The 1021-nt window shown below is 42.5% G+C and carries 1 protein-coding gene and 2 pseudogenes; all 3 read left to right on the top strand.

Annotated features, from left to right (window positions below; genetic code table 11):
• Positions 1–261, top strand: a pseudogene (locus tag EXE10_RS22045) (hypothetical protein); the annotation flags it as partial.
• Positions 262–381: 120 nt separating this feature from the next.
• The gene (locus tag EXE10_RS22040) at positions 382–660 is read left to right on the top strand and encodes a hypothetical protein (RefSeq protein ID WP_228256880.1); all 279 of its coding nucleotides are present in this window, start codon (positions 382–384) and stop codon (positions 658–660) included.
• 62 nt (positions 661–722) lie between these two features.
• Positions 723–1021: pseudogene (locus EXE10_RS21030) on the top strand (hypothetical protein); the annotation flags it as partial.

Below are 1021 nucleotides of genomic sequence, written 5' to 3'. Positions count from 1 at the left end.
AACTGCAACACTGGCAACCGCAACACTGGCAACTGGAACACTGGCAACCGCAACACTGGCAACTGGAACACTGGCAACCGCAACACTGGAAACCGCAACACTGGTCACCGCAACACTGGCAACTGGAACACTGGCAACTGCAACACTGGTCACCGCAACACTGGCGACTGCAACACTGGCGACTGCAACACTGGCGACTGGAACACTGGCTACTGGAACACTGGCGACTGCAACACTGGAGACTGCAACACTGGCAACCGCAACACTGGCAACCGCAACACTGGTCACCGCAACACTGGCAACTGGAACACTGCGGATTTCAGCAATGGTTTCTTTAACACTGAAGAAGTTGAAATTATTAATGTCTTTGACAAACCGTGCATGAAGTCAGTGTGGGATGAAGCAAATAAGCCAAACTGTTTATATTTTTATTTAACTCAATGGATTGATGAATCTGAAATGTCGGATGTGGAAAAACAGGAAAATCCAAGTTTTTCATGCACTGGTGGTTATCTGAAAAAATATGACTACAAAGAAGCTTTTACAAAATCCGTAACAGAAGCATCAAAAGAAGATCGTGATTTGATTCGAGCATTGCCGAATTTTAACAATGAAAAATTCTTGGAAATTTCAGGTGTTGATCTAAGTCAACTTGATTAAAAAATAAAAAGCACACCGACCATCAAATCATGTGTGCTTTTACAGAAACTGCGAGATCAATTATGAACATAAAACCCAATTCAATCAATCCCGCTGTTACACATCGTGTACAGCATTTTGGCTTTATTAAAGTCGCAGCACTTGCGGGCTTATTCACTACAGGTGTTATTGCATTCGCTTATAACCCTGATTCAACTGAATACAAACCACCTGTTGCTATCCCTACGATCACACCTTCAGTTTATGAAGTCCAAAAGCTTCAATTAGATTCTGATCACTCAGGTACAGCAGTAATCAAGCTTGATGATTACATCTTAAAAGTTGGTTTTGATTTCGATAAGTACCCTGCTGATTACGGCGC

Source organism: Acinetobacter sp. WCHAc060033, assembly GCF_004209125.1.
In the GTDB taxonomy this organism is placed as follows: domain Bacteria; phylum Pseudomonadota; class Gammaproteobacteria; order Pseudomonadales; family Moraxellaceae; genus Acinetobacter; species Acinetobacter wuhouensis.
The sequence above is the reverse complement of the archived record's forward strand: the minus strand, read 5'-3'. Positions and strand labels throughout refer to the sequence as shown.